General features: G+C 63.2%; 20 protein-coding genes. 8 read left to right on the top strand and 12 right to left on the bottom strand.

Annotated elements, in window-relative coordinates:
• Positions 1-24: 24 nt before the first annotated feature.
• Positions 25-723 carry a GntR family transcriptional regulator gene (locus ASC48_RS06450; RefSeq protein ID WP_055454964.1) on the top strand — a complete coding sequence of 233 codons (699 nt, stop codon included), beginning with the start codon at positions 25-27 and terminating at the stop codon, positions 721-723.
• A gap of 238 nt (positions 724-961) precedes the next feature.
• On the top strand, positions 962-1366 hold the full coding sequence (locus tag ASC48_RS06445) for an MAPEG family protein (protein ID WP_055454963.1): 405 nt from the start codon (positions 962-964) through the stop codon (positions 1364-1366).
• Between the two features lie 80 nt (positions 1367-1446).
• On the opposite strand, the gene ASC48_RS06440 is transcribed toward ASC48_RS06445, so the two are convergent.
• The 8 genes from ASC48_RS06440 to ASC48_RS06405 form a co-directional block, all read right to left on the bottom strand.
• Positions 1447-2529: a TRAP transporter substrate-binding protein gene (locus tag ASC48_RS06440; RefSeq protein ID WP_050472145.1), complete on the bottom strand. Its 1083-nt coding sequence runs from the start codon at positions 2527-2529 to the stop codon at positions 1447-1449.
• A 139-nt stretch (positions 2530-2668) separates the two neighbouring features.
• Positions 2669-3286: a GntR family transcriptional regulator gene (locus ASC48_RS06435; RefSeq protein WP_026355445.1), complete on the bottom strand. Its 618-nt coding sequence runs from the start codon at positions 3284-3286 to the stop codon at positions 2669-2671.
• An 81-nt stretch (positions 3287-3367) separates the two neighbouring features.
• A complete protein-coding gene (locus ASC48_RS06430; protein ID WP_055454962.1) occupies positions 3368-4441 on the bottom strand; it encodes an anhydro-N-acetylmuramic acid kinase in 1074 nt (357 codons plus the stop codon).
• 66 nt (positions 4442-4507) lie between these two features.
• The gene (locus tag ASC48_RS06425; protein WP_055454961.1) at positions 4508-4924 is read right to left on the bottom strand and encodes a globin family protein; all 417 of its coding nucleotides are present in this window, start codon (positions 4922-4924) and stop codon (positions 4508-4510) included.
• Positions 4925-5224: 300 nt separating this feature from the next.
• Positions 5225-5848: a hypothetical protein gene (locus tag ASC48_RS06420; RefSeq protein WP_482809924.1), complete on the bottom strand. Its 624-nt coding sequence runs from the start codon at positions 5846-5848 to the stop codon at positions 5225-5227.
• Positions 5849-5883: 35 nt separating this feature from the next.
• Entirely contained in the window at positions 5884-8694 is a 2811-nt protein-coding gene (locus ASC48_RS06415; protein ID WP_072242544.1) for a TonB-dependent receptor, read from the bottom strand.
• Positions 8695-8834: 140 nt separating this feature from the next.
• Complete coding sequence (locus ASC48_RS06410; RefSeq protein WP_055454959.1) at positions 8835-9887, bottom strand: FecR family protein; 1053 nt, start codon at positions 9885-9887, stop codon at positions 8835-8837.
• Positions 9888-9993: 106 nt separating this feature from the next.
• A complete protein-coding gene (locus tag ASC48_RS06405) occupies positions 9994-10503 on the bottom strand; it encodes an RNA polymerase sigma factor (protein WP_050472153.1) in 510 nt (169 codons plus the stop codon).
• Between the two features lie 258 nt (positions 10504-10761).
• Here ASC48_RS06405 and ASC48_RS06400 point away from each other — a divergent pair, with 258 nt between their 5' ends.
• Entirely contained in the window at positions 10762-12186 is a 1425-nt protein-coding gene (locus tag ASC48_RS06400; RefSeq protein ID WP_055454958.1) for a pyridoxal phosphate-dependent decarboxylase family protein, read from the top strand.
• A gap of 8 nt (positions 12187-12194) precedes the next feature.
• Here ASC48_RS06400 and ASC48_RS06395 read toward each other — a convergent pair whose 3' ends face one another.
• The 4 genes from ASC48_RS06395 to ASC48_RS06380 all read right to left on the bottom strand — a co-directional run bounded on the left by ASC48_RS06395 (position 12195) and on the right by ASC48_RS06380 (position 14106).
• Positions 12195-12524 carry a type II toxin-antitoxin system HicB family antitoxin gene (locus tag ASC48_RS06395; RefSeq protein WP_019963358.1) on the bottom strand — a complete coding sequence of 110 codons (330 nt, stop codon included), beginning with the start codon at positions 12522-12524 and terminating at the stop codon, positions 12195-12197.
• Between the two features lie 19 nt (positions 12525-12543).
• Positions 12544-12837 carry an addiction module antidote protein gene (locus ASC48_RS06390; protein WP_026355451.1) on the bottom strand — a complete coding sequence of 98 codons (294 nt, stop codon included), beginning with the start codon at positions 12835-12837 and terminating at the stop codon, positions 12544-12546.
• A gap of 2 nt (positions 12838-12839) precedes the next feature.
• Entirely contained in the window at positions 12840-13133 is a 294-nt protein-coding gene (locus ASC48_RS06385) for a type II toxin-antitoxin system RelE/ParE family toxin (RefSeq protein ID WP_055454957.1), read from the bottom strand.
• A gap of 73 nt (positions 13134-13206) precedes the next feature.
• Entirely contained in the window at positions 13207-14106 is a 900-nt protein-coding gene (locus ASC48_RS06380) for a LysR family transcriptional regulator (RefSeq protein ID WP_050472156.1), read from the bottom strand.
• Between the two features lie 288 nt (positions 14107-14394).
• Between ASC48_RS06380 and ASC48_RS06375 the strand changes: the two genes are divergently transcribed.
• Genes ASC48_RS06375 through ASC48_RS06355 form a run of 5 tightly spaced genes read left to right on the top strand, consistent with a single transcriptional unit; the run spans position 14395 to position 18643 of the window.
• A complete protein-coding gene (locus ASC48_RS06375; RefSeq protein ID WP_019963362.1) occupies positions 14395-15192 on the top strand; it encodes a 5-oxoprolinase subunit PxpA in 798 nt (265 codons plus the stop codon).
• A complete protein-coding gene (locus tag ASC48_RS06370; RefSeq protein WP_055454956.1) occupies positions 15189-15431 on the top strand; it encodes an acetyl-CoA carboxylase in 243 nt (80 codons plus the stop codon). The genes ASC48_RS06375 and ASC48_RS06370 overlap by 4 nt, the downstream gene beginning before the upstream one ends.
• Complete coding sequence (locus ASC48_RS06365; RefSeq protein ID WP_055454955.1) at positions 15428-16810, top strand: acetyl-CoA carboxylase biotin carboxylase subunit; 1383 nt, start codon at positions 15428-15430, stop codon at positions 16808-16810. The genes ASC48_RS06370 and ASC48_RS06365 overlap by 4 nt, the downstream gene beginning before the upstream one ends.
• A complete protein-coding gene (locus tag ASC48_RS06360; protein WP_055454954.1) occupies positions 16810-17685 on the top strand; it encodes a 5-oxoprolinase subunit B family protein in 876 nt (291 codons plus the stop codon). The genes ASC48_RS06365 and ASC48_RS06360 overlap by 1 nt, the downstream gene beginning before the upstream one ends.
• On the top strand, positions 17675-18643 hold the full coding sequence (locus ASC48_RS06355; protein ID WP_055454953.1) for a 5-oxoprolinase subunit C family protein: 969 nt from the start codon (positions 17675-17677) through the stop codon (positions 18641-18643). The genes ASC48_RS06360 and ASC48_RS06355 overlap by 11 nt, the downstream gene beginning before the upstream one ends.
• Positions 18644-18654 lie beyond the last annotated feature (11 nt).

Raw genomic sequence — 18654 nt, 5'->3', positions numbered from 1 at the left:
TCTCAACCGGGCCCATCGAGCGGAATGCCGAAGACGGAAGACGCCTACAACGCCCTGCGCAGTGCCATTCTGGAATGCACCCTGCCTCCGGATGCGCCGCTGACCGTTTCCCTGTTGAAGGAGCGGTTCGGCTTTGGCTGGACGCCGCTGCGCGAAGCGCTGTCGCGGCTGGAGGCCGAGCGGCTGGTGGTGCTGATGCCAAATCGCGGCTACAGGGTCTGCGGCGTCTCGGCGGAAAGCCTGCGCGATCTTCAGGACGCGCGGCTTGCCATAGAGCCAAGGCTTTTCATCCGCTCCATAGCCGAGGGCGGGGAGGACTGGGAAGGGCGTGTGGTCGCGGCCCATCACCAGCTGGCTTCGACGCCCGTGCCGGTGCCGCATGCGGCGCGCGATGCCATTCACCTGTGGGAGCGGCGGCACGATGCCTTTCACGCAGCCCTTCTCTCGGGCACGCAGGCCCCTTGGCTGCAGCTTTTTGCCAGCCAGGTGAATGACCAGCTCCGGCGCCACCAGCGGCATATGCTCAGCTCCCCGGAGGTGCGCGCCCGCATGGATGACGATCCGCAAGGGCGGCTGCGGGAGACCTATGAGAAAACGCTTGGCCTTGGCCCGCACACGGAGCTGATGCAGGCCGCTCTCGACCGCGACGCTGACCGCGCTTCCCGCCTTCTGACGGATCATATCGGCTTTTCGCTTGCCGTCTTTGAGGCTTTGTGGTCCTGAGGCCCTGAAATTGCTCCGTGTGCGTGGCACTTCCTGCCGGATTGAACCTTCGCGGTGCCGCCGGACGCAGCCAGACAATGGGACGCAGCATCACACTGGCACGCCCGAAAATACAAAGAGACCTCGACCGGAGGTCTCGCCGTGAATATTGTCGAATGTTGAAACCCTGACGGGAGACGGGAGCTTGCTCGCGTCAGGAAGAGAGCGGGCCACTGCGGCCCGCAGCGGGAGAACCATCTTGCAGCAGACAGCACTTCTTCTCAGCGCCACCCCCATCTATGCCGGGATTCTGGGGCTGGTCTATCTCTTCCTGAGTTTTCGCGTCGTCAGCCGCCGCAAGAGCCTTCAGCAGGCACTGGGAGATGGCGGCGACAAGGAACTGCTGCGCCGTCAGCGCGTGCACGGCAACTTTGCCGAATATGTGCCGCTGGTGCTGATCCTGATCCTGATGTGCGAATTGCAGGGGGCACCGCTTCTGCTCGTGCATGCCCTCGGTCTCGCTTTCACGATTGGCCGCATATCGCACGCCTATGGTGTCTCCCAGCCGAAGGAGCCGCTGGTCTTCCGCATGAGCGGCATGATGCTCACCTTCGCCACCCTCACCATCTCTGCGGTCACGGGCATCGTGCTGGCGGTGGTGTAACTCAGGTCCCGGCGGGAAGACCAATCGCCCGTCAAAAAGCAAAGCCCGGACGGCCTGCAAGCTGTCCGGGCTTTTTCATGTCACACGCCCCACACAGCGGCGCGGTCGTGGTACATGCGCTCTTCCATGGCCTTGGTGTAGGACGCGCATTCCTTGATATAGGCGATGTAGGAGGCGTGCACTTTTTCGGCTACGGCATCGCCTTGCGGATAGGCCTCCAGCACCTCGCGCGAGGCCTTGCCCAGCGCCGCCACCACATCATCCGGGAAGGCCGAGACCTTGGCGCCCTTGCTGACGAGATCGGCCAGAACGCGGGTGTTGTTGTAGCGGAACTCGGCAATCGTATCCTCGCCCTGCGCCTGTGCGGCGCTGGCGAAGATGGCCTGCAGCGACGGGGACATGTTGCCCCAGACATTCTGGTTCACGATCATTTCCAGTGCTGCGCCCGGTTCATGGAAGGCCGGCAGATAGTAATAAGGCGCAATCTTGTAGAGCCCCAGCGCCACATCATTCCATGGGCCGACGAACTCGGCCGCATCGACCACACCGGACTGCAGGGCCGGATAGATTTCCGGCGGCGGGGTGAGCACGGTCACGACACCCAGCTTGCGCATCACATCGCCGCCAAGACCGGCAATGCGCATCTTGAGGCCTGCCAGATCATCCAGCTTGGTGACCGGGTTCTTGAACCAGCCGCCAGCCTGCGCACCCGATCCGCCCGCATAGAACGGCTTCACGCCGAACGGGGCATAGGCCTCGTCCCACAGCGCCTGGCCGCCGCCATAGGCGATCCAGCCCGACAGTTCGGTCTGCTCCAGACCGTAGGGCACGGTGGTGTAATACATAGCCGCGCGCACCTTGCCCGCATGGTAATAGGACGCCGTATGGCCCATGTCGGCTGCACCGCTCGACACCGCGCCGAACACCTCGAAGGGAGGCACCAGTTCACCGCCGCCGTAATAGGTGATCTTCACCTTGCCATCGCTCATCGCCTCGATGCGCTTGGCGAGCTTTTCAGCCCCGGTGCCCACACCGGGGAAGCCGCGCGGGAAGCCGCCCACGAGCTTGAGGTTCAACGTTGCCTGCGCAAGGGCGGGCGCTGCAAGGGCAGGCGCAGCCGCAGCCGCAAGCGCGCCCGTTTTCAGAAAATCACGGCGTTTCATTGATTGACCTCCCGGCGGGCTCCGAGCCCGAAGCAGAATTTCCACCTGTGATCGTAGACCGCATCAAGGCCGCTTGACCAGATGGAAACTGTTGTTTTGCCGGTTCTTTCCGGGTGGGTAAGACCAGCGGATGCGGGCTTCAGTTCTGTTTCAGGCGGGTCTTCTGGGCGTGTTCGATATGACGGCGGGCAGCCGTCTCGGCGGCATCGAGATCACGCGATGCGATGGCCCGCACGATGGCGGCATGCTCTTCAATCGCCGTCTCGCGCCGCTCGGGTGTGTCCAGCGTCGTGCCGGCCATCAGGATCATCGACAGGCGCAGATGATCGATCTGGCCGACGAGATAGCGGTTGTGGGAGGCGAGATAAATGCGCCGGTGAAACTCCCTGTTGGAGCGCACCATGGATTTTTCGTCCGCCACCCGCTGCCGGTCCGCCTCGACCAGTTCGGTCAGGATCTCGATTTCGGCGTTGGACGCATGCTGGGCAGCCAGGCGGGCGGCTGTGCCTTCCAGCACCTCGCGCATGTAATAGACCTCGGAAATCTGCCGGTGATCCAGCGTCGGGATGACCATGCCCCGGTTCGGCTCGTGAATGGCGAGGCCCTGCGCTTCCAGCCGCTTCAGGCCTTCGCGGATCGGTGTGCGGCTGACGCCGAAAATCTCGGCAAGTTCTGCCTCGCGCAGGCGGTCGCCCGGCTTCAGCGTGCGGTCCTCGATGGCCTCCACCAGCCGGCGGTAGATTTCGGCCCCGTTCAGCCGCTCGTCGTGCCGCTCTCGGTTTCCGAAGACCTCGTCTTCGTCAATGGGTCTGTTCTTGTCCATGTATCTTCAGGCGCCTCAGGCTGAGGGGCGGTAGAGGCGTCCGCCGATCACCGGCTCGCGCGCGCCCGTCGTATGCGGATAGCTGGTAGGAAGACCTGCCATGAACCGCGCGCCAAGGAAAGCCATTGCCTGCGCTTCCAGGGCATCGCCGTCGATGCCATGCACATCCGAACTGACCACATCCGCATCCAGCCGCTGTGCCAGCTCCGCCATGATCGTCTGGTTGCGTCGCCCGCCGCCGCAGACGATCCAGCTTTTGGGCGTGCGCGGCAGAAGGGCGGCGGACCGGGCCACTGCCTCCGCCGTGATGGCCGCAAGCGTGGCAGCGCCATCCAGCCACGACAGCCCCTCCACCCATTTCAGCGAAAAGGCATTGCGGTCCAGTGACTTGGGCGCAGGCTGGGAGAAATAGGGATGGCGCAGGGCGATTTCCACCCGTGAGGCTTCCACATGCCCTGCCCCAGACCAGCGCCCGTCCCGGTCGAAATCACCGAGGCCGGACTGGCGGATCCAGTCATCCAGCAGCGCATTGCCCGGCCCGATGTCAAAGGCCATCAGATGTTCGCCGTCGATATAGGTGAGATTGGACACCCCGCCGATGTTGAGGAAGCACAGCGGCTGCTTCAGGCCTGCGGCCAGCGCCCGGTGATAGACCGGCACCAGCGGTGCGCCCTGCCCGCCCGCTTCCATGTCCGCCTGCCGCACATCGCCCACGACCGGCAGCCCCAGCACATCCGCCAGCTTCTGCGGCTTGCCGAGCTGCACGGTCTCGCCAGCGGCGGGATCATGCCAGACCGTCTGGCCGTGGAAGACGACGAGATCCGGCTTGCGCTCCAGCCGTGCCAGAAAGGCGGCAATGGCCACGGCGTGATCACGGGTGACGGCTTCGGCCAGACCCGGCCAAAGATCCCTGCGCTTGGGACCTGCTGCGATGGTGGCCAGAATGGCCGCGCGGGTCTCGGGGGCATAGGCTTCGGTTTCTGCAGGCCCTGCCGACAGCAGCCGCTCCCCGTCTGTCGTGATCAGGGCCATGTCGATCCCGTCGGCGGAGGTGCCGCTGATCGTGCCAAGCACTGTAATCGGATCCATGGCTGAAACTCCGGTTTGCCGGCGCAGACGCGGCACTCCCGGCAAGCTGCCGTCCTGCGCGCCTGCTCAGGCTGCGCGGTATTCCGCGCTCGCAATCATGATGTCGGACAGCGTTGCATAGGCTGCCATCCATGCCGAGCGTAACTCAGGTGTGAAGGCTTCGCCAAGGTGGCTCTCAAGTGTCCACAAGAGGGCATCCCCGGCCGCCTGATAATGAGCGGCACTGACGCCATAGGTCACGTGACGCTTGGCGAGCGCCTCCAGTTCCGGCAGCAGCATCTGCAGGTTCGACAGCATGCTGACAACGGCGGACAGGGCCTCCAGCAGCCGCAGCTCCTGTGCCGGAAGCGAAGTGCGGAACAGCGGCCGCAAGGAGGGAGACAATTCGAAAAGGTGGCCATAAAAGCCGGAGATGACGGCAGTTCCTTGCGGGCGCAGCCGGTCGAAGCTTGCTTGCACAAGTTGGATCTGCTCAGGCGTCACCTCAGCCTCCTCCGGTGGACCGCTGCCGCGATCTGAACAGGCACCGCCCGCATGGGCCGAGGCGCCGCCACTTAATGATATTACGACACTATCAATAACAAGTATTTCACCAGGAAAACAAGCAGCCGCGGCGTGAAACCGGCGCCGCCAGCGTGAAAAACTATTTCAGACTTATTTTATCATTTCCTGCCCGAAATGCGGGTCTGGATACCTGCGGGCTTGAACAGCGTCAAAGAACTGACAGATTGTTTCAGATCCCGGTACCTGGAAGGCACCGGGACCTGAAACGGGGATCTTAGATCAGGCGTAGGCTTCCCCCACGTAGCGGCGCACAAGCGCGAAGGCCTGTTTCGCATGGGCAATCACCCGTGCCTCGTCCTCCGGCGGCAGCGGGAGAGCCTTCTGGCCTAGAGCGATCTGGTCGATATCGGCAGGATTAATCCGCGCCTCCACTCTCAGATCATCATTGCCGGGCACGATCAGCATGATCTTGTCCGCGGGCGAGATGACACCGCCAACCGTATGCACCGCCAGCTGATGCACGGTGCCGGACTGGGGCGCCTTCAGTTCGATGCGGGCCAGCTTGTCTTCCGCCGCGATCTTGCGCTTCACCAGTTCGCCAAGCTGAACGTCAATGTCGCGCAGCTCATTACCGGCTTCGGCGCTGAGGTCCTGCTCCAGCTGAAGAATCTGCAACCGTGTTTCGGCAATGCGCCCGGCAGCCCGTGCCTGAAAGGCGGCCGCTTCGGCCCGGTCGGCACTGACAGATGCCGCTTCCCGCTCCAGTGCGTTGAGCCGCTGGGCAGAGACAAGGCGCTGGTCATACAAGCCCTGCAGCTTGCCGGTTTCGTCCATCAGGATGGCAAGGCACCGCTGCCTGCGGCAGAGGGCGGCGGTTTCCTGGCCGGGTCGCCACCCGGCCAGGAATGACGGGCGGAAGGGATGCCTTCCGCAAACCTTCAGAATTTCACATTGAACCGCGTCTGCAGGGTCCGCCCGGCGGCTGCCATGGAGCTGTTGGCCGGGATGTAGGCCACATCCGTGACGTTGTTGGCCGAAAGGTGCAGCGTGGCGTTCTTGTTGACCTTGTAGGAGCCGTAGAGATCCAGCGTGGTGTAACCGCCGCTGTATTCGATGAGCTGCCCGGTATCCACGTCCAGAACCGCCGTCTGGCTGGGCGTCACATGGGTGACACGCGCACCAAGGCTGAGCTTTTCTTCAAAGAAGCGCAGTCCCGCGTCGCCCGTCACCTTGAAGCGCGGCGGGATGTTGCCGTTCCAGGCGAAGACATCTCCACTGGTCACATCCGTGCCATTGCTGAAGACTTCGGTCTTGCTCGGCCAGTTGGTGGACAGGAAGGTCGCCGAACCGCCAAACCAGAAACGGCCGGCATCATAATTGGCTTCCACCTCCACACCGCGGGTGCGGGTGATGCCATCCATGTTGACGAAGCTCGTATAGGTCCTGGCGGTCTCCTGCGAGGCATAGATGGTGCCGAGGACGATGTAGTCGTCGATTTCCCGGTAGAAGGCGGCCGCCTTGATCCGCAGCCGGTCACGCTCCGTGATCAGGCCGCCGGTCACAATATTGGCGCCGATTTCGTAGGTTTCCGCCGTTTCAGGGCGCAGCCATGGATTGGGTGCAGTGTGGGCGGGGTTACCATCTCCAGGTGCGAAACCGCCGCTCATGAAGGCTTCGGTAATGGTGGGCGGACGGTAGGTCTGGTTGTAGCTGGCATAGGGCTTGAACCAGTCAACCGGCACGAACTCCAAAGTCACCGAGGGCAGCAGTTTGCCGCCGGATCGGTCGATCTCCTCGTCATAAATGACGTCCTGCCGGACGGCAGCAGTCGAGGAAAGAGTCGAGCCTTCCTGAACCCAGGTATTGCTGGCATTGTATTCGCCGCAGGGATTGGTATTCCATGTGGAAAACCATTCCTCTCCCCGACGCCTTAGAACAGAATTTGTAGAGCTCAGCAATCTCAGATTAGTATTATAGGTCGACGACCCGACCGGATAGGCATCCTGGAAAGAAACAACACAGCTTGCGTAAACATATGTCGCCGGAGTGACAACTTTCCCAAAATTATAGTAGCGGGCGGTGCCTTTCAGCCGGTACCAGTCATAGCGCAGGCCGCCGGATACGTTGAACCAATGAACGGGCTCCAGCTTGCCATTGAGGAAGATGCTGGCCATGTCGCGGCGGCCCGGCGGGTTGAACACGCCATAATTGTCTGCGTAGTAAGGTGTCTGCGAGATCGACGAGCTTGAGGCGGACTTGTTTGCCACATCACGGAAAGCCTCGATGCCATAGTTGAGGGCAAGGCCGCCAAGGGGTGTGCTGACGGTGCTGGTGTTTTGCAGCGTGATTCCGAAGCTGGTCAGGCTCTTGTCGATTTCCGTTTCGGGAGACAGGTTGCCACGGGCATCACGGGTTTCCAGAACCGAGGAATCGTTGAACCAAAGGTTGGCCTTGAAGTCGATCCATTCGCTGTCCGGATCCCAGCCGAAGTTCAGGGAGCCGCTGTCATTGGTGTTCTCGAACCGGCTGATATCACTATACGTACCGCCGGGGTTGCCGCCCACGCTGTAGGCATAATCATTCTGCTGGTGCATCCAGGATGCCGAGGCCCTGATGTCCTCATGCTCCATTTCCAGCTTCAGCATGGAGCCCCAGGTGTCGCGCCCGCGCAGATCCTTGCGGATACCGGTGGCATCAACCGATGAGGTTGCCTCGCCCATCCGGCCGGCGCGGTATTCATTCAGTTCGGTCTTGCTGAGGCCCATGGTCAGGGCAAAGACTTCCGACAGCCGGGCGGAACCGATCACCGATGTCTGCAGGTCATAGCCGTTGCTGCCGGTGGCAACATCGGCCTCCGCCCCCCAGGACTTGCCGTCGCGGATGATATCCGCCGCACCAACCGTACGGAAATCGACGGAACCGGCCAGCGTGCCCGTGTTTCCCGCCGTTGCGCCCGGGTTCTTGTCGATTTCGACCTGACGGATGAAAGCCCCATCGACAACGGCCGTGCCGCCCGCGCCGATGCTGGAGGAGCCGTAACGCCCGCCGTCCTGCGCATTCTGCCGCGCCCCATCAATGGAGACGGCAACGCGCCCGGCATCCTGCACACCGCGCAGGTTCGGGGAAACGGTGGGGAAGCTGGCAACGCCCTCACCGGCATAGGCACCGGCAACGGAATTGAACACCTCCCGGATATCGCGCACGCCCGCATCGCGGATGGCCTCACCCGAGACCACGGCAACACTCGACGGCGTGTCGTAAACCCAGTCGGGCGCGCCCATGTAGCCGCTGGAGCCCTCGCCCGTCAGCGTCACCGTCTCAAGCTGCGTGGCGCCCTCCACGCCCTCGCCTGCCGCGGCAGAGGGTCGGACCGCACCGATCACCGCCGTGCCATCGCCCGTGATCCGGAAGGGAACACCGGTGCCCTGCAGCATCCGGCCCAGCGCCTCCTGCGGCGTCATGGACCCCTGCACGGCCTGCGTCGTCACCCCGTTCGATGCGCTGGCCGCAAGCGTCACCTGCAGGCCGGACTGGCGGCCGAAGGCACTGACGGCACTGGCCAGCCCCTGCGCGGGAATGCTGAAGCTCCGCACGGCTGTCGTCTGCGCCTGTGCCGCCTGCGGCGGCAGATGATTCACCCCCACGGCTGCCAGAGGCACCATGGCAATGGTGGCCAGAAGTCTTGCCCGATGGGGAAAACCAGCCTTGCGCCGGCTGTTGGCTGCCCCAGACCCGCTACTCGAAAACATGCCTGCCCTGTCTCTTTACGTCCTGGCGCAGACCTCCCCGGCGCTGCGCTTCCGACCCTAGAGACGAACGGCTCTGTCAAATTTTTCAGGATTCCGGCATTCCGGACGAAAAAATCTGAAAATAAAACTCATATTTCTTTTCAGCGCCCGGAAATCAGCCGGACATAGGGCGAAACAGCCACCACTTCGCCCTCAAATGGCTCGACAAGGGCACGCAAGGCCCGGTCCGGATCGTTGAGATCGAAGACGCCGGTGACACGCTGGCGGCCCAAAGACTCGTCAGTGAGACGAATCCATGCAGAGTGATAGCGGGCGATATCCTCCAGCACGGAACTGACGGTGGCATCCACCACATAGAGGCGCCCCTGCCGCCAGGAGCCGATATCTTCCGGCGCAATCTGGCGGATGACGAGATGTCCTGTCGCCCGGTCGATGCTCAGCATCTCGCCGGGTACCAGCGTCCGCAGTTGCACCTTGCCGCCCGCGCTGACCTCGGCCTGCACCGAACCCTCCGCCAGGCTTATATCGATCATGCCGCTGGTGGCGCGCACATCGAAGGACGTGCCGAGGACCGTGATGCGCACATTCCCTGTCCCGACGGTGAAGGGCCGGGCAGCGTCCTTGACCACATCAAAATAGGCATCCCCCGACAGCAACTCGACGCTGCGGGCCTGCGGCGTGAATCCCGTGGCAATCGCACTGGCAGCGGCGAGGGTCACCCGTGTGCCATCCTCCAGCGTGATGGCACGCTGCTCGCCTGCTGCGGTGTAATGATCGGCTTCAAGACGCAGCAGAAGGGTTGGTGCGGCCAGCAGGACAAGGCAGGCCGCCATCGCTCCGGCTGTTGCAGCCAGAACCGAGCGCCGCCAGCGCCGCGGACCTGCGGCATGTCTGCCGGAGACCGGACGGCGGGACGGCGCCACAGACTGGTGGATGATGGGCTCGCGGGTGACGGGCTGCACGGAACCGGCCAGAGGCTCTTCCGCTGATGCTGCGCCCGCATGGCCCAGAAGGTCCCAGGTCCGGTTCATCCGGGCCCAGGCCGCCGCATGGGCAGGGGTCTGCGTCAGCCAGACCTCAAAGGCCTGCTGCAGGACCTCATCCTCCGGCGCCTCACGCAGGCGCACGAGCCAGTCTGCCGCCGCTTCGAGCAGCGCAGGATCCTTGATGTCTCCGGCCGGTGTCACTGGCATGTCGCGCGCGTCTCTTTCCGCAGCGGCAAATTCTGCCGTGCCGGATGTCCCTTACTCTCCCCAAGACGGGCGAGCCGCAAGAATTTTTCAGAATCGCTCCAAAAAGTCACGTGCCGGGCTCCAGCAGGGCAGCCAGAGCCGCCAGCGTCCGGGTGACATGACGGTGCACGGTGGCGGTGGACAGGCCCAGGTGGCCACCGATCTCGTCCAGCGTGTAGCCGCCAAAGCGGTGCATTTCCAGCGAAGTCCGCACCTCCGGCGGCAGTGTGGCGAGATAGTCCGAAATGCGCCGCAGGTTCTCGCAGAACAGCGCATCCTCTTCCGGAGTCTGCACATCCTGCGGTCTCGTCCAATGCGGCAGATCACCCGGCTCTTCGCGCGTCTCCAGCTGGCGGCGGCGGCGGATGTCAAAGGCAAGGTTGCGCACGATACGGAACAGATAGGCCCTGAGGGAGGAAGCAGGCGGGCTGTTCTCCGGCACAAAGCGGATGAAGGCTTCCTGCACCACATCCTCTGCATCGGCGCGCGAGCCCAGCAGCCGGGTGCCATAGTCGATCAGGGCACTGCGATGTGCCAGATAAGCAGCATACCGGCTGTCGCTTTCCCTGAGTGACATGGACCCGTTCATTCATCTGCGGCAGGAGGGCCAGCTCAAGACATGCGTCACGTACCGGCCTTGAGGGGCTGCATGTTTTCGTATCAGCCTGCAGGCAGCAGCTGCCAGGCGGCAGCCGTCCCTCGCGCGCTAATACCTAACTCGTAAACTCATCTTTTAGCAGGCCATCCGCTGGTTGCCAGACTGAAAGCGCGCAGCTTGCAGGCAGGAATGACGGGCGATAACAGTACGCGCGAATAATCTTTCCGGGAGGATGGAATGGACGGCAAAGAATTCCGGCACTGGTCGCGGCGTGCAGCCGATTGGGGCGCCGATTACAGGGCTGCCCTCAGGGACCGTCCCGTGCGGGCCCAGACAGCCCCTGGCGAAATTGCCGCCCGCATTGCCGCCAGCCCGCCGGAACAGCCCGAGGCCATGGAGGCGATCTTCCAGAGCTTCGAGGCCGATATCCTGCCCGGCATGACCCACTGGCAGCATCCGCGCTTCTTCGCCTATTTCCCGGCCAATGCCGCGCCGGTCTCCGTTGTTGCCGAATATCTCGTCAGCGCCATGGCCGCGCAATGCATGCTGTGGCAGACCTCACCGGCGGCAACCGAGCTGGAAGGCCGGGTAACGGACTGGTTCCGTCAGGCGATTGGCCTTCCTGCAGATTTTTCCGGCACGCTGCAGGATACGGCTTCCTCTGCCACGCTGGCTGCCGTGCTGACCCTGCGCGAGCGCGCCCTTGGCTGGCAAGGCAACCAGAAAGGCCTTTCCGGCCAGCCGCGGCTCCGGGTCTATTGCTCGGGCGAGGTGCACACCTCCATCGACCGGGCGGTCTGGTTTGCCGGGCTTGGCGCGGACAATCTGGTGCGCATCCCCATCGAGGGGCCGGGGCGGGCGATGAACCCGCAGGCGCTGCAAGCCGCCATCACCGCCGACCGTGAGGCCGGATATCTGCCGGCCGGCATCATCGCCTGCGTTGGCGGCACGGGATGCGGCGGCACGGACGATATCCGTGCCGTGGTGGAGATAGCAGCCCGCGAAAACCTCTACCTGCATGTGGATGCGGCCTGGGCCGGCTCCGCCATGATCTGCCCGGAATTCCGCGAGCTTTGGGAGGGTGTTGAGGGCGCGGACAGCATCGTCATCAATCCGCACAAGTGGCTGGGTGCGCAATTCGATTGCACGGTGCAGTTCCTGCGCGATCCGTCCCAGCAGGTGCGCGCCCTTGCCATCCGGCCGGAATATCTGAAGACATCCGGTCAGGACGAAATCACCAATTATTCCGAATGGTCCGTGGTGCTGGGCCGCCGCTTCCGGGCGCTGAAACTCTGGTTCCTGATGCGCGCCCATGGCCTCACCGGCTTGCGTGAAATGATCCGCAATCACGTGGCCTGGTCGGTGGAGCTGGCACAGAAACTCGGCAGTGAGCCGGATTTCGAGATCATCACCGAGCCCATGCTCTCGCTCTTCACCTTCCGTTACCGCCCGGAACATCTCTCCGGTGATGAGGAGGCGATTGCCGCCGCCAACCGGGCGCTGCTGGAGGCCATCAATGCAGACGGGCGGATCTACCTCACCCAGACGCTGGTGGACGGCCGCTTCGTCCTGCGCTTCCAGGCCGGGCAGTTCGAAACCACCCGCGATGACGTGATGCTGTCCTTTGATGTGATCACCGGCCTTGCACGCAAGGCGGGGTGATACCGGTTTTAGCTAACAGCACGCTCCAGCGTCGAGGTCACCCACTTGTTGAGGCTGACCCCAGCGCGGCGGGCGGCAACCGTCAATGCCTTGTGCAAACCCGGATCAGCCCGGACGACAAACTGCCCGGAGAAGGGCTTTTCCGGTTCTTCGCCCCGTTCTGCACAAAAGGCCAGATAATCCTCGACGGACTCTGCAAAAGCCTGTTTCAACCCGGCGGCGGACGTTCCCTGAAAGGTAATCACGTCACGCAGATTCATCACCTCGCCATGGAAGATCTCAGCCTCTTCATCGAACTCAACAACGGCTTCGTAGCCCTTGTAGTGCATCATCGTCATGGCAATATCTCCGCTTCAGTCAGGAAGCCGGCGTAATCTCTGCAGACAGCTTCATCCCAAGCGCCCGCATCACTCCCAGCAAGGTTGTCAGGCGGGGGTCTCCCTCTTCGCTCAGGGACTTGTAAAGCGCGACGCGGGTTACACCGGCCTCGCGGGCGACTTCGGTCATGCCGCGTGCCCGGGCAATGATCCCGAGGGCGGAAGCGATAGCGGCGGCATCTCCGCTTCCCAAGGCTTCGTTCAGCAACTCGGCCTGATCAACCGGATCTGTCAGGTGCTCGGCGGCATCGAACGGAAAGGTTTCAAGTGCCATGGTCATTCCTCCAGATCCGCAGCCATCATCCTGGCCTTGCGGATATCGCCGGCCCGGCTGCCTTTGTCTCCCCCGCACAGCAGGATGATCACCACAGTACCCTTGCGGACGAAATAAACGCGATAGCCCGGGCCACAATCGATACGAAGCTCGCCTATGCCATCGAAGAATTTTACATCGCCCAATAAACCATTTTGCATGGTGGTAATCCGTCTGGCGATCCGGCTGCGGGCGCGTAAGTCTTTCAGCTCAACAAACCAGCCGCGAAAGACGGCTGTCTGGCGGACTTCGATCATGAGAGAAATATAGTCCAGCGGCCGGAGGTGAAAATTATAATATACCCCTCCTTACCAGCCTTCTGTTGCCCCCTCATCCCGGCAGATGGAAGGTCTGGCGGAAGTAGCGGCGGATGGCGGCCATGGCGGGGGTAAATTCGGCGTTCTTGCGCCAGGCAAGGCCGACATCCATGGAAGGCACGGGATCGCGCAGGTTGATGGTCTCGATGCGCCGTCCCTCCAGCGACCACGGCCGGTGCACCATATCGGAGAGAATGGCGACGCCCTGATCATTGGCGACGAGCGAGCGCACCGCTTCCACCGACGAGGTGCGCAAGGTGATGTGCGGCTGATAGCCGGACTGGCTCCAGTATTTCAGCGAGCTGTGCGAGGCCTCGTCCACCGTCAGCATGATGTAGGGCTCTTCCGCCACTTCCCTGAGGCCGACCGAGGGCGCGGACAGCAGCCGGTGCTGGCCTGGCACCCAGAGGCGGCGGGCCGAACTCATCAGCTTTTCCGTGGTCAGTTCCGGATTGAGAATGTTGGAGGTCAGCAGCACGGCAATATCATGCCGGTTGGTCAGAAGCCCCTCCTCGATGGACTCCCGGTTCATCTCCAGCAGCTGGATGTCGAGCCCCGGCAGGCGGCGGCGGATCCGCTCGATATGCAGGGGCAGGAAATAGCCCATGACCGTGTAAGTGGCCGCCACCGTCAGCCGCCCGGTCAGCTCGCTGCCCGTCAGCGACAGATGCGTTGCCTCCTCCACCTTGCGCAGGATCTCATAGGCGTGGGAGAGGAACTGCCGCCCGGCCTCCGTCAGCTCCATGCCGTGGGACACGCGCTCGAACAGCGGCGAGCCGACAATCTGCTCCAGTTCCTTGATCGCGGTGGTCACGGCCGACTGGGAAATCGACAGATGAATGGCGGCCTGCGACACCTGCCCCTGCTCCGCCGTCGCCACAAAGTAGCGGATCTGCCTCAGGCTGATCGACATAATTGTACCCCTCCCGTATTTTCCAATCACATCTCATCTGATTTTCAGATGAGGCCGCCTTCATCTTGAGCAACGAGCTGTCAGATTCTGCTCATGATCCGGCATCTATTTGATTTTTATTCTTTAATTCCCTTCCTCTGAAGGCATCTCTGTTCTATTTTTCAGATACAGAAGCGCAAAACATAAAAATTTTCAAACGCTCTTTTTTCGCCTAGCGTCATCTATGACGAAAACAGAGGCACCCTGCCTCCCTGCCCAAAAGGCAGGCAGGCGGTGAAAGGGCGGACATTGGCACTCGAAGCTGTCGATATCAATTGTGATCTGGGAGAGGGCTTCGGCCGCTGGCGCATCGGCGATACCGAGGATGCCGCGCTGATGGGCCTGATCAGCTCGGCCAACATTGCCACCGGCTTTCATGCAGGCGATCCCAACCTGATGGACCGCACTGTGCGCATGGCCGTGGAGCACGGCGTCGGCATCGGCGCGCATCCCGGCTACAACGACCTCAAGGGCTTTGGCCGCCGCCGGATCGACGGCACGGCGCGCGAGCTGCTGAACGACATCATCTATCAGGTCGGCGCGCTGCGTGAATTCGCCCGCCGCCATGGCGCCAGCCTGCAGCATGTGAAGCCGCATGGCGCGCTCTACATGGAGATGGCGGTCAACACCGAACTCTCCCAGCTGTTCATGACCTACATGCAGACCGTGGCGCCGAACGCCTTTGTCTTCTGCATGTCGGGCTCGGCCACCGAAACCGCCGCGCTTGAGGCAGGCCAGCCGGTCATCCGCGAGTTCTATGCCGACCGGGACTATGACGACAGCGGCTCCATCGTCTTCACCCGCGACGTGGGCCGGCCCGACCCGGAAGCAATCGCCCGCAAGGTGGTGCGTGCCTGCAAGGAAGGCGTGGTGACGACCGTCACCGGCACCGACATCAAGGTGCCGTTCGAATCCATCTGCTTCCATTCCGACACGCTGGGCGCGCAGGAGATCGGCCTGGCTATGCGCGAGGGCCTGAAGGCCGCCGGCATCAAGATCATACCCGTCTCTGAACTCGCAAAAGAAACCTTCCGGAGAAGCGCATGAGCAAGATCGAGATCAGATCGCCCCTTCCGGGCATCTTCTACCGCAAGCCCTCTCCCGATGCGGCCCCCTTCGCGCAGGATGGTGCCAGCGTTGGCGAGGCGGATGTAATCGGCCTCATCGAGGTGATGAAGACCTTCCACGAGATCCCGGCAGGCCTGTCCGGCAGCAATATCACCTTCCATGTGGAAGATGCCGAGCCGGTGATGGCGGGGCAGGTTCTGGCCGAGGTTGACGCATGACGATCCGCTCCCTCCTTGTTGCCAACCGGGGCGAGATTGCCGTCAGGATCGTCAAGGCGGCAAAGGCCATGGGCCTTCGCACCGTGCAGGTCCACTCCGCTGCCGACGCGGACATGCTGGCGGTGAAGCTTGCGGATGAAGCCGCCGATATCGGCCCGCCGTCTGCCGCCAAGTCCTATCTCAACATCGAGCGTGTGGTGGCCGCCGCAAAGGAGGCCGGCGTTGACGCGATCCATCCGGGTTACGGCTTCCTGTCCGAGAATGCCGCCTTCGCGCAGGCCGTCACCGATGCGGGGCTGATCTTCATCGGCCCCAGCGCCGAAGCCATCAGCCTGCTTGGCGACAAGGTGAAGGCGCGCGAGGTGGCAGCGGCTGCCGGTGTGCCCACCGTTCCGGGCAGCGGCGGGCTGATTGCGGATATCGAAGCCGCCCGTGCCGTGATTGCCCGCACCGGCTTTCCGGTGATGATCAAGGCCGCAGCAGGCGGCGGCGGGCGCGGCATCCGCATTGCCACCAGCATGGAAGAGTTCGAGCGCCAGTTTCCGCTTGCCTCCGCCGAGGCCAAGGCCGCCTTCGGCGATGGCGGGCTCTATATCGAGAAGGTGATCGAGCGTGCCCGGCATGTGGAGGTGCAGATCCTGGGTGACGGCGAGAACGCCATTCACCTGTTCGAGCGCGAATGCTCGCTGCAGCGCCGCCGCCAGAAGGTCTGGGAGGAAGCCCCCTCCTGCAGCCTGCCGGCTGATATCCGCGATGCCCTGTGTGCCAGTGCTGTCGCGCTTGCAAAATCCGCCGGCTACAAGGGCGCGGGCACCGTCGAATATCTCTATGACGAGGACGCAGGCGCCTTCTATTTCATCGAGGTGAACACCCGCATTCAGGTGGAGCACCCGGTTACCGAGATGATCACCGGCGTGGATCTGGTGCAGGAGATGATCCGCATTGCGGGCGGTGAAAAGCTGAGCCTGCGGCAGGAGGACATCCGTCTGTCGGGCCATGCCATCGAATGCCGCATCAATGCGGAAGACCCGGCCCGCAATTTCGTCCCCGGCCCCGGCACGATCTCCAGCCTCACCGTGCCGGAGGGCGAGGGCATCCGCTTCGACACCATGCTCTACGAGGGCTACACGGTGCCGCCCTTCTACGATTCCCTGCTCGGCAAGCTGATCGTCCACGGCACGGACCGGGCGGCCTGCATGGCCCGGCTGGAGCAGGCTCTCAAGGGCCTGAAGATCGGCGGGCTTGCCACCACCGTGCCGCTGCATCTGGCCCTGTGCCGCGATGACAGCGTGAAGACGGGCGCCGTTCACACACGTTTCCTGGAACCCTGGCTCGAAGAGAGCTTCCAGCCGGGCACCGGACTTGAGGAGGTTGCGTAATGGCGATGCGTTACACATTCGGCGGTGACGAGCACCTTTTCGTGGAATGCAGCGAGGACATGTCCCTCGATGCCTTCTTCCAGTCCCTGTCCATGACCAATGGCATCCGTGATGCGGGCATCAACGGCATCACGGAGATCTGCCCGGCCAATGCCTCGTTTCAGGTGAAGTTCAATCCGGACGTGATCCATCCGGATGACCTCATGCGCGAGGTGAAGGCCATCGAGGCGGCGGCTGCCAAAGCCGAGCCGGTGATCCGCACCCGCATCGTCGAGGTCCCGGTGTTTTACAACGATCCCTGGACGCATGAGACGCTGATGCGTTTCCGCGAGCGCCATCAGGACCCCACGGGAACCGACCTCGACTACGCCGCCCGGATCAACGGCTATGACACGGTGAGCGATTTCATCGCCGCCCATTCCGGCTCGCCCTGGTTCGTCTCCATGGTTGGCTTCGTCTCGGGGCTGCCCTTCATGTACCAGATGGTGGAGAGGCAGCGGCAGATCGAGGTGCCGAAATACCTGCGTCCGCGCACGGACACGCCCCGGCTGACCGTGGGCCATGGCGGCTGCTTCGGCTGCATCTATTCGGTGCGCGGTGCAGGCGGCTACCAGATGTTCGGCATCACGCCCATGCCGATCTATGACCCGGCGCAGGAGACGAGCTACCTCAAGGACTTCATGGTGTTCTTCCGCCCGGGCGACATCGTCAAGTTCAAGCCGGTGGACCGGGATGGCTATGACACGGCGGTGGAAGAGGTGGCCAAGGGGCATTTCACCCCGCCGGTCCGCGAGGTGAGCTTCGACCTCACCGAATTCAGCAAGGACATCGGCGGCTACAACCAGAAACTGGAGGGCGTCCTCTATGGCGATTAAGGTTCTCCATCCCGGCCTTGCCACCACGGTTCAGGACCTCGGCCGCCCCGGATATTTCCATCTCGGCATCCCCATTGGCGGGGCCATGGACCGGCTGGCCATGCGGGCGGCCAACCTGCTGGTGGGCAATGACGAGGGCGCTGCCGGTCTTGAGGCAGTGTTCATCGGCCCCAAACTGGAATTCACCCGCGATGTGACCGTTGCCGTCACCGGTGCGGACATGCCGGTGAAGCTCGACGGCGAGGCCCGGCCCGGCTGGACCGCCTTTGCGGTGAAGGCCGGACAGGTGCTCAGCTTCGACTTCCTGAAATCCGGCGCCCGCATCTGCATCGCCGTATCGGGCGGCATCGACGTGCCGCTGGCACTCGGCAGCCGCTCCACCTATGCCATCGGCGCCCTCGGCGGCTTCAATGGCCGGGCGATTGCCGCCGGTGACGAGCTGCCGGTGGGAGAAGCCGGGGCCAGCACGGACGGGCGGACCATTCCGGAAGAGCTGCGCCGCAAGCCGGGCACTCCGGCGGAACTGCGCGTGCTGCCGGGGCTCTACTGGCACCGCATCACTGAAGAGGCGCAGCAAACCTTCTTTGCCGATGAGTGGAAGGTGGCACCGGAAGCCGACCGAATGGGCTACCGCTTCCGCGGCGGACGCCCGCTTGATTTCGTACCGCGCCAGCCGCCCTTCGGCGCGGGCTCGGACCCGTCCAACATCGTCGACAGCTGCTACCCCTATGGCTCCATTCAGGTGCCCAGCGGCAGCGAGCCGATCATCCTGCACCGCGATGCGGTGTCGGGCGGCGGCTACTTCATGGTGGGCACGGTGATTTCGGCGGACATGGACCTTATCGGCCAGCTGCAGCCGAACACCCCCACCCGCTTTGTGCGGGTGGACATGGAGGGCGCCCTGAAAGCCCGCAGGGAACGGGCAGAGCTGATCGGCCGCATCAGGGCGCTTTTCTGACTTCGCATAAC

The organism is Pannonibacter indicus, assembly GCF_001418225.1.
Classification (GTDB): Bacteria; Pseudomonadota; Alphaproteobacteria; order Rhizobiales; family Stappiaceae; genus Pannonibacter; species Pannonibacter indicus.
The sequence above is the reverse complement of the archived record's forward strand: the minus strand, read 5'-3'. Positions and strand labels throughout refer to the sequence as shown.

What these genes read in the sequence shown, in the direction of transcription:
- ASC48_RS06410 (WP_055454959.1), bottom strand. Translation starts at nt 9,887, where the DNA reads ATGCCAGTGACACCGGCCGGAGACATCAAGGATCCTGCGCTGCTCGAA.
- ASC48_RS06440 (WP_050472145.1), bottom strand. Translation starts at nt 2,529, where the DNA reads ATGAAACGCCGTGATTTTCTGAAAACGGGCGCGCTTGCGGCTGCGGCT.
- ASC48_RS06355 (WP_055454953.1), top strand. Translation starts at nt 17,675, where the DNA reads ATGGCGATTAAGGTTCTCCATCCCGGCCTTGCCACCACGGTTCAGGAC.
- ASC48_RS06380 (WP_050472156.1), bottom strand. Translation starts at nt 14,106, where the DNA reads ATGTCGATCAGCCTGAGGCAGATCCGCTACTTTGTGGCGACGGCGGAG.
- ASC48_RS06405 (WP_050472153.1), bottom strand. Translation starts at nt 10,503, where the DNA reads ATGTCACTCAGGGAAAGCGACAGCCGGTATGCTGCTTATCTGGCACAT.
- ASC48_RS06400 (WP_055454958.1), top strand. Translation starts at nt 10,762, where the DNA reads ATGGACGGCAAAGAATTCCGGCACTGGTCGCGGCGTGCAGCCGATTGG.
- ASC48_RS06370 (WP_055454956.1), top strand. Translation starts at nt 15,189, where the DNA reads ATGAGCAAGATCGAGATCAGATCGCCCCTTCCGGGCATCTTCTACCGC.
- ASC48_RS06390 (WP_026355451.1), bottom strand. Translation starts at nt 12,837, where the DNA reads ATGGCACTTGAAACCTTTCCGTTCGATGCCGCCGAGCACCTGACAGAT.
- ASC48_RS06450 (WP_055454964.1), top strand. Translation starts at nt 25, where the DNA reads ATGCCGAAGACGGAAGACGCCTACAACGCCCTGCGCAGTGCCATTCTG.
- ASC48_RS06385 (WP_055454957.1), bottom strand. Translation starts at nt 13,133, where the DNA reads ATGATCGAAGTCCGCCAGACAGCCGTCTTTCGCGGCTGGTTTGTTGAG.
- ASC48_RS06415 (WP_072242544.1), bottom strand. Translation starts at nt 8,694, where the DNA reads ATGTTTTCGAGTAGCGGGTCTGGGGCAGCCAACAGCCGGCGCAAGGCT.
- ASC48_RS06430 (WP_055454962.1), bottom strand. Translation starts at nt 4,441, where the DNA reads ATGGATCCGATTACAGTGCTTGGCACGATCAGCGGCACCTCCGCCGAC.
- ASC48_RS06360 (WP_055454954.1), top strand. Translation starts at nt 16,810, where the DNA reads ATGGCGATGCGTTACACATTCGGCGGTGACGAGCACCTTTTCGTGGAA.
- ASC48_RS06395 (WP_019963358.1), bottom strand. Translation starts at nt 12,524, where the DNA reads ATGACGATGATGCACTACAAGGGCTACGAAGCCGTTGTTGAGTTCGAT.
- ASC48_RS06365 (WP_055454955.1), top strand. Translation starts at nt 15,428, where the DNA reads ATGACGATCCGCTCCCTCCTTGTTGCCAACCGGGGCGAGATTGCCGTC.